This is a genomic window from Parafrankia sp. FMc2 (assembly GCF_041008525.1).
Classification (GTDB): Bacteria; Actinomycetota; Actinomycetes; order Frankiales; family Frankiaceae; genus Parafrankia.
Genome location: NZ_JBFLUG010000224.1, coordinates 1 through 7741, shown reverse-complemented (window position 1 = coordinate 7741; position 7741 = coordinate 1). Strand labels below are relative to the sequence as shown.

Here is a 7741-nt window from a genome sequence, read left to right as displayed (position 1 = left end):
TACATCCCCCGGCCTACCGCGCTGCAGCAGCGCGTGCTCGACCTCCTGGGAGCCGACCCGACCAAACCCCCGTGATCAAGAAACGGGCTGGTCAAAGCACCCTTCCCGAACATGCGGAGTACAGGCGGAACAGGCCCGCTCGGCCTCGGGCATGTCGTGGACCTCCTCACGGGTGTCCAGGTGGGAGTAGTCGCGGCGACCGTGCCCCTTGCTCCCCCGCCGCTGGCCGCGCTTTCCAGGCTCCCCGCCACCCGGCTCGCCGCGGAGCTGATTTTCCGCTCCGTCCCTCACGCCCGGCGACGGGCGCCTCTTCTCCGACGAACGGCCGAACAGCATCCGGCTGAGCACCGCGACCTGCTCGGACAACTCCTCGACCCGAGCCGGAGCTCCTCGGCACCAGCCTCCGCCCGCTCGGCACGAACCTCCGCCCGCTCGGCACGGGCACGCCAGCACGCCACGTCGGCGTCTTCGACCGTCAGCGCGGTGGTCACACCGTGCAGCACACACCGCCATCAGCCCGCACATCACGCACCTAGCCGGCGTGTCACCACCAACATCTCGTCAATGCACGGGCGGAGCGCCCCCCGAGCGACAACCGTCTGCCGGGCCACGTTCCACGGGTTCACCGAACACTTACGATCAAACAGATCCGGGACTACATCGAGCACTGGAACTCCACCGCGGAGCCGTTCGTCTGGACCGCGACAGCCGGGGAGATTCTGGCCAAGGTCAAACTCGTCGAGACCAGCATCAGGAAGTTGGTCGCCAACAACGGCTGATAAAGAAAGCGGAATTACGGTCCACTAGATCGTGAGATCCGGTTCCGCGTGGCCGCGTGGCCGCTTGGATCGAGGATACCCCATGGACTCGAGAGCCGTGTCGGCCGCGGCGAACACGCTCAGCGCGTCGGCTCCGGCCGCCGCCGCCAGCTCGGCGGCGAGCCGGGCGTCCTTGCACAGCAACGGACCCGCTGTGTCGCGCATCGCCGCCAACGAATACCCACTCTCCGGCCGCAGCATCTTCGCGCCGGTGCTGTTGCCCGAGCCGTGCGCCAGCACTTGTGCGAACATATCCGGATCGACATCCAACTGGGCCGCGAGCGCGAAGGCGCCCTCGGCGACGGCCAGGTTGGCTGTGAGGGTCAGATTGTTCAGCAGCTTCGCGCGTTGTCCAGCGCCAAGCATTCCCAGGTGCAGTACCGGATTGCCGAAGGTTGCCAACACCGGGCGGACGCGCGCGACGGCTGGCTCGTCCCCGCCGACCATCACCAACAATCGGCCCGCCTCTGCGACGAGCCGACCACCGCTGACCGGCGCGTCGACCACCGTGATTCCCCGGGAAGACGCGACCTCTCCGAGCCGCACACAAGTCTCGGGATGCACGGTGCTGTGCACCATGACGATGCCGCCCGCTCGCATGCCCTCCAGCACACCTCCCGGCCCGGCGACGACCTCCTCGACGGCGGCGTCGTCGAGCACGCAGACTCCGACCACCTCACTGGACGCCCCCAGCTCCACCAGGGAGCCCGCGACCTTCGCGCCCGCCCCGGCGAACGGCTCGAGTGCCGACGGCCGGCGCGCCCACAGCGTCGTCGAGAAGCCGGCGTCAACGATCCGCCGGGCGATCGGTGCCCCCTGGTTGCCCAGACCCACGAAACCGACCGCGAGGTCGGTCTGCCCCGAGGCGTTCACGCCGTTACCTTCCTCTTCCATGCCCGCAGCTCATGATTGTGCCCCGCCCGGGCCGCCACGCCATCCGTCATCGAGTGCGGGAAGCATCACGGTGAGCGGTTCGAACGGCTCTCCGGGTGGATAGACGTCGTTGAACAATCCCGCGCCGGCCTCGGTCAGACGTACGTCCGTGCCGCGCCAGCGCTCTATGCCGTCCGGCGCGGGCTGCTGTTCCAGGCGCAACGTGACCAGCGGCAGCCGCTCCAGCTCTCCCGTTCCCGAAAATGGGGCGACGACGGTGAGCTCGGTGCTGCCGTCGCGTCTGGTCAGCTCCGGGGCTGCCAGGCTCACGTAGAGCATGCCGAAATGCCCGCTGAAGCGTGCTTCGCCACTGAACGCCCAGACTCGCTCTGTCCCGGACGCGGTCGTGGGGCGTGCCCCGGTTTCCTTGAGCGCGAACAGGATCTCGTACTCGCCGACCGGCACGGCGCCGTCACCCAACCAGCCCTTACCGTCCGGCGTCTGGCGGACATAGTCGATGAACGAGCCCTTGATTCCCCACCGCATGCCGAAAACGGCTTCCGGTGAGTCGGCCGACGAAGCGTCGGGCATTCGACTTCCACTATGGACGGACGCCACTCGCCTACTCCTCGGCCAGTCGCGGCGGCAGAGCGGTCACCGATGCTGGGTCAGGCACGGTCCCCGGCGGAAGATATTCCGCCCCGCCCGGGGACCCGACCTTCGCGAAAAACTCCGCGTTGTGCTGGGTGAATGGCGACCACTCCTCGGGTAGATCATCCTCGTGGAAGATCGCCTCCATCGGGCAAACCTGCACACAGGCCCCACAGCCGATACATTCCACGGGTTGAATGAAGGCCATCCGGCCGCCCTCGTAGATGCAGTCGACAGGACAGACGTCTACACAGGACCTGTCGAGAACGTCGACGCACGGCTCGGCCACCACAAAAGTCATCAGTCGCTCCACGCGGATCTAGTGTCCTGAGTCGTTAGTTCATTTATAGATCGTAGAATGGGGGTATGCCTGGACCGACCGCCGTGCAGATCGTGCTGACTGACGAGGAGCGGCAGGTGCTGGAGAGCTGGGTACGTCGTCCGAAGACGTCGCAGGCGCTCGCGCAGCGGTCGCGGATTGTGTTGGCCTGCGCGGAGGGCGGGACGAACGGGCAGGTCGCGGCGGCGGTCGGGGTGTCGCTGCCGACGGTGGCGAAGTGGCGGAACCGGTTCGCCATCGATCGGTTGGAAGGGCTGTCGGACGAGCCTCGGCCGGGCCGGCCGCGGACTGTGTCCGACAGCAAGGTCCACGAGGTGATCACGAAGATGTTGGAGCAGGCTCCGTCGAACGGCGACACGCAGTGGTCGTCGCGGTCGATGGCGAAGGCGAGTGGGTTGTCGCAGTCGACGGTGTCGCGGATGTGGCGTGCCTTCGGGTTGAAACCGCATCTGGTCGAGACGTGGAGCTCTCGACCGATCCGCAGTTTGTGGAGAAGGTCCGTGACGTGGTGGGGGTCTATCTCGATCCGCCGGAGAAAGCGATCGTTCTCTGCGTGGACGAGAAAAGCCAGATTCAGGCGCTGGACCGCACTGCGCCGGTGCTGCCGCTGATGCCCGGCACGCCCGCGCGGATGACCCACGACTACGTCCGCAACGGCACGACCAGCCTGTTCGCCGCCCTCGACCCGACGTCCGGATCGGTGATCGCCCAGCATTTCAGGCGTCACCGCCATCAGGACTTCCTCCGTTTCCTGAAGTTGATCGACTCTTTGGTCCCGAAGGGTTACGACCTGCATCTGATCCTGGACAACTACGCCACGCACAAGGCTCCGGCGGTGAAGAAGTGGCTACTCGGTCATCCGCGGTTCCACCTGCACTTCACCCCGACCTCGTCGTCGTAGATGAATCTGGTCGAGCGCTGGTTCGCCGAACTCACCCGTCGGAAACTCCGCCGTTCGACGCACCGGTCCGTCGTCGAGCTCGAAGCGGACATCCGCAAGTGGATCAACGCGTGGAACAAGGATCCGAAGCCATTCGTCTGAGCGAAGACCGCTGACCAGATCCTCGAGACCCTCGCCGCCTACTGCGAACGGATTAACGACTCGGGACACTAGGGCAGACCGCCGGCACCGGGCCACACGGCACCGGTTGCCAGACGGTCGTTGTTTTGCTCAATCGGCGAGTTTGGCACCTTGTTTGCGGACGGTCACGGGTTCGGCGAGTCGCTGCTCATCGCAGGCGCGCTGCAGCTTCTCGATGGTCTCCTCCAGCCCCGGGCCCAGGCGCTTGCCCGGCGTGAAGGTCGCCGGCAGGTGCTGCATGCCGTTGATGACGTGGGTGCTCTCGTAGCGGACCGCACCACCAGGGTCGCACGCGAAGTCCGGCATCCGATCCAGCACCGCCTTGAGCATCGTCTTGAACGTCGCCCGCGCGACATTCGACCCGATGCAGCGGTGAATACCCAGCCCGAAACTGGAGTGCCGGTTACCCTTGCGGTCCAGGTGAATCGTGTGGGGGTCCTCGAACACCGTCTCATCCCGATTCGCCATCGCCCACGACACCCATAGCCGATCGCCTTCCCGGAACTGGGTGCCGTGCACCTCGGCGTCCTGGCTGATCGTGCGACCATTACCCTGCGCCGGGGTATAGAAGCGCAGGAACTCCTCAGTGGCGCTGTCGCGCAGAGTTTCCCAATCCCGGACCAGGCATTCCCGCTGATCCGGATGCTCCGACAACCAATTCAACGCGTTCGCCGTCAACGACGTCGTGGTGTCGAAGCCCCCACCGATCAACAGGACCATCGCCCCCACGACAGCCTCATCGTCGGGTTTCTCACCGACGATGTTGGCGTTGAGTAACGCGTCGAGCATGCCCGGACGCGGCTTGCTGCGCGCCTCCTGGATGCTCTCGAACAGCCGCTGCCCCATGAGCAAGCCTTGCTGCTGAACACGGGGCCAGTCCGGGGAATCCGCCGGCGTGTACACGGCCGCGTGCGCCGGCTCGCAGTAGACGACCCAATCCGTGAGCGGCAGCCCCAGCATCGCCATGGTCAGCACCGCGGGCACGACGTTGGCGAGGTGGTCTACGAAGTCGATCCGGCCGGTCTCGATGACCTCGTCCAGTGACGCCCGGGTGATCTCGTCCATCACCGGCTGCCACCGCGCCACCGCCGCCGGGGACAGGTACGCGTTCAACGCGTTCCGGTAATGCCGCTGCTCCGGCGGATCCATCTCCAGGAAGCCGGCATGCCTGCCTCGCCGAATCTCCGGGTTCGGCTCGTGCGGAATGTTGATTCCGAAATAGCCGTGCTTGGTGCCGCGGCCGTCGTTCTCGTTAGACAGCAGATCCGCGCGGCGAGCGAGATCGAAGACCTGCTGATTGCCACTGACGAACCAATATCCACCGTGCGTCGCGTTCCACGCGATCGGAGCCTCGACATGCAACCGCTTCGCCCATGCCTCGAACCCGTCCCGGTATTCGAGACCATGCCGGTTCAGTTCGATCTCCGGCTGCTTGCGCTCCGCATCCGTCGCCCGGATGTCTTCGGTAGTCATGACTCTTCCCTACTTTCTGCGAGACCGCCACGAGCGGCTCAGGACAGGACGATCGCCTGCTCGGGACAGGACCGGGCCGCCTCACGCACGACCTCCTCACGGCCCGGTGGAACATCGTCCGATGGCACCCAGGCGTGCCCGTCCTCCTCGTTCAGTTCGAAGACATCGGCCGCTGCCATCGCGCACAGGGTGTGACCTTGGCAGACACTGCCATCAACACGAACCTTCATCGCGAAAACTCCTCGACGTTGAGACGGGTAAATGTACAACAAACCGGGCCGGACAATCAGATCTTGAGGTGTCCGCCGGCGTCGCAGTTGATGAACTGGCCGGTGACGTAGCGCGATTCGTCCGAGGCGAGGAAGACGATCACCTGGCTGACGTCGGCCGGTTCGACCCACGGCACCGGCATGGATTGCAGTACGGGGAATGCCTGTGTCGCGTCCTCGCGGGTGGGGTGTTCGAGATCCGGCCGGAAGGACTGGTACATCTCCTCGTGCTGGAGCATGTCGGTGTCGCAGTTGGTGGGATGCACGCCGTTGAGCCGGATCAAGTGCGGCGCGAGCACCAGCGCCAGATCGTGCACCAGCGACACGAGCGACCGCTTGGCCCACATGTAAGCCATACCGCCCGGCTCCGGGCTCGGGCCGCCGGGCAGCAGCGCGGCCAGCGAACCGGTGACCACCATCGACGCACCGGCTTTCAGATGCGGAATCGCCGCGTTCAGGGTGTTGAGCACGCCGCCGAAGTTGACGCCGCTGACTTCGACCCACGCCTGAAGGGGCTGCTCCTTGGCCATCGCGCAGATGCCGGCGTTGGCCACCACGACGTCGAGCTTGCCCAGCTCGGCGATGCCGTCGGCCATCGCCTGCTGCATCGCAGGCTGGTCCCGGACGTCGGCCTGAATGCTGATAATCCGGCGGCCAAGCGCCTCGACCTCCTTGACCGTCTGCCGCAGATCTTCCTCGGTCGCCATCGGATAGCTAACGGTATCGAAGGACGTGCAGTAGTCGACCGCGATAATGTCCGCGCCCTCCCGGGCGAGGTGGATGGCGTGACTGCGTCCCTGCCCCCGCGCGGCACCGGTGATCAGGGCGACCTTGTCCGAAACCCGCCCGGTCATATAGCAACCTCCTATGTAGACAATTTGAGCTTGGAGACGTATTGGGTTGGGGATGGGCTGCCTGCTCAGCAGCGGTCGGCGACAGCGTGCAGGTCTTCGAGCGCGGTGAGTTTGATGCGGGGCCGGCCTGCCGGCTCGTCGAGGGCACGTTCGTGATGGTCGATGGCGGTCCAGCCGGCCCAGTTGATGGGTGTCCCGGTGTGCTCCCGTACCCACGAGGCCACAGTTTCGCGGTCGGCGGACGGTCGGCCTGCGGCCATCCCGGACTCTAGGTCGGCGAGAATCCGCGTGACAGTCTGCTCGGCGTCGGGCTTGTTGGTGCCGATGACGCCGGACGGCCCGCGTTTCGCCCAGCCGACGACATACTCTGCCCGACAGAGGGGCGCCCGACGCGTCGACCACCCGGCCCTCCACGTTGCGGATGACGCCCCTGCGGTCGTCGAGCGCGACGCCGGGGATCGGGTGCGCGCGGTAGCCGATCGCGCGCACCACGAGTCCACACGCCAGGTCTTCCATCTGTCCGGTCGGACGGGCGATGAGCCGCCCGTCCGGCGCAGGCGCCGCTGTGTTGCGCACCAGCCGCACCCCGGCGCCGCGCTGGTCGTCCGGGTGGGCCAGGATTTCGACCGGGGAGCGCCGGAAGCACAACTCGATCTGGCGGTTGCCTGGTGAGGGACGGCGTCGCGCTAGCTCGGCCAGCAGATCCATGGAGCGGGCACCGCCGGGCTGGGTGGCGGGCTCGGCCGCCGAGCGATCGTCGAGCTCCAGCTCGGCCGGGTCGACGATCACATCCACTCCGTGACGATGGCGGCCTGCGGTCGTTGAAGCGCTTCGCTCACCCTTGAGCCCTTCCCACTGGAAGATCCTCCACGAGACTGATCGACGCCAAGTCCCCCCCGAAGAGAACGTAGCGCGACAGTATCACGCTATCAGTATAAATATCTAGCTGTTACCTATCCGTGATCGAAGGGAGCCGGCGTGCGAACGTGGCGGGAGATCGCGGATGAGCGGGGTCGCCGGCGAATGCTGTCGTCCATGTAGGAAGCCGCGAAGTTCCGGCGCGATGACAGGCCCGGTGATCGATCAGAGGGTCCGCGCAGCCCACTCGGTTGTCCGTTTCGCGTGCCCGCGGCCGGGGCCAGTGTGGCGTGCGTGGACATCTACGAGGAGTGGCAAGAGGGATCGCCGGCGAGGTCGTCGCCGCAGGAGGAACGGCGGTCCGGTGATGGCGGACGCGCGGGATCCGGATCAGATCCGGTCACGTCCACGGTGGTGGTGTACGGAGAGTGATGCCGCGTGATCCTGGTTGAAGGTTACGTGGTGAGAGCTTCGGGTGCCGAAGCTGATCTCCGGTGTGTCTGATGGACTGTTCATTGCGTCGA

8 protein-coding genes and 1 pseudogene are annotated in these 7741 nt (G+C 66.1%); 1 reads left to right on the top strand and 8 read right to left on the bottom strand.

Annotated elements, in window-relative coordinates; all coding sequences use genetic code 11:
* Nucleotides 1–75: 75 nt before the first annotated feature.
* The 4 genes from AB1460_RS34615 to fdxA form a co-directional block, all read right to left on the bottom strand.
* Complete coding sequence (locus tag AB1460_RS34615) at nt 76–336, bottom strand: hypothetical protein (protein ID WP_368966573.1); 261 nt, start codon at nt 334–336, stop codon at nt 76–78.
* A 467-nt stretch (nt 337–803) separates the two neighbouring features.
* On the bottom strand, nt 804–1712 hold the full coding sequence (locus tag AB1460_RS34610; protein WP_368966571.1) for an NAD(P)-dependent oxidoreductase: 909 nt from the start codon (nt 1710–1712) through the stop codon (nt 804–806).
* A 9-nt stretch (nt 1713–1721) separates the two neighbouring features.
* A complete protein-coding gene (locus AB1460_RS34605; RefSeq protein ID WP_368966570.1) occupies nt 1722–2282 on the bottom strand; it encodes an HtaA domain-containing protein in 561 nt (186 codons plus the stop codon).
* A gap of 31 nt (nt 2283–2313) precedes the next feature.
* Nucleotides 2314–2643, bottom strand: coding sequence for a ferredoxin (fdxA, locus tag AB1460_RS34600; protein ID WP_368966569.1), 330 nt, complete (start codon nt 2641–2643; stop codon nt 2314–2316).
* 65 nt (nt 2644–2708) lie between these two features.
* Here fdxA and AB1460_RS34595 point away from each other — a divergent pair.
* Nucleotides 2709–3796: pseudogene (locus tag AB1460_RS34595) on the top strand (IS630 family transposase).
* Nucleotides 3797–3853: 57 nt separating this feature from the next.
* Here the strand turns inward: AB1460_RS34595 and AB1460_RS34590 are convergent.
* From AB1460_RS34590 to AB1460_RS34575, 4 genes are all read right to left on the bottom strand, one after another.
* Entirely contained in the window at nt 3854–5236 is a 1383-nt protein-coding gene (locus AB1460_RS34590) for a cytochrome P450 (RefSeq protein ID WP_368966567.1), read from the bottom strand.
* A gap of 38 nt (nt 5237–5274) precedes the next feature.
* Nucleotides 5275–5466: a ferredoxin gene (locus AB1460_RS34585; RefSeq protein ID WP_368966566.1), complete on the bottom strand. Its 192-nt coding sequence runs from the start codon at nt 5464–5466 to the stop codon at nt 5275–5277.
* Between the two features lie 56 nt (nt 5467–5522).
* On the bottom strand, nt 5523–6359 hold the full coding sequence (locus AB1460_RS34580) for a mycofactocin-coupled SDR family oxidoreductase (RefSeq protein WP_368966564.1): 837 nt from the start codon (nt 6357–6359) through the stop codon (nt 5523–5525).
* Between the two features lie 65 nt (nt 6360–6424).
* Nucleotides 6425–6619 (bottom strand): hypothetical protein, encoded by a 195-nt coding sequence (locus AB1460_RS34575; RefSeq protein ID WP_368966562.1) that lies wholly within the window; start codon nt 6617–6619, stop codon nt 6425–6427.
* Between the last annotated feature and the right edge of the window lie 1122 nt (nt 6620–7741).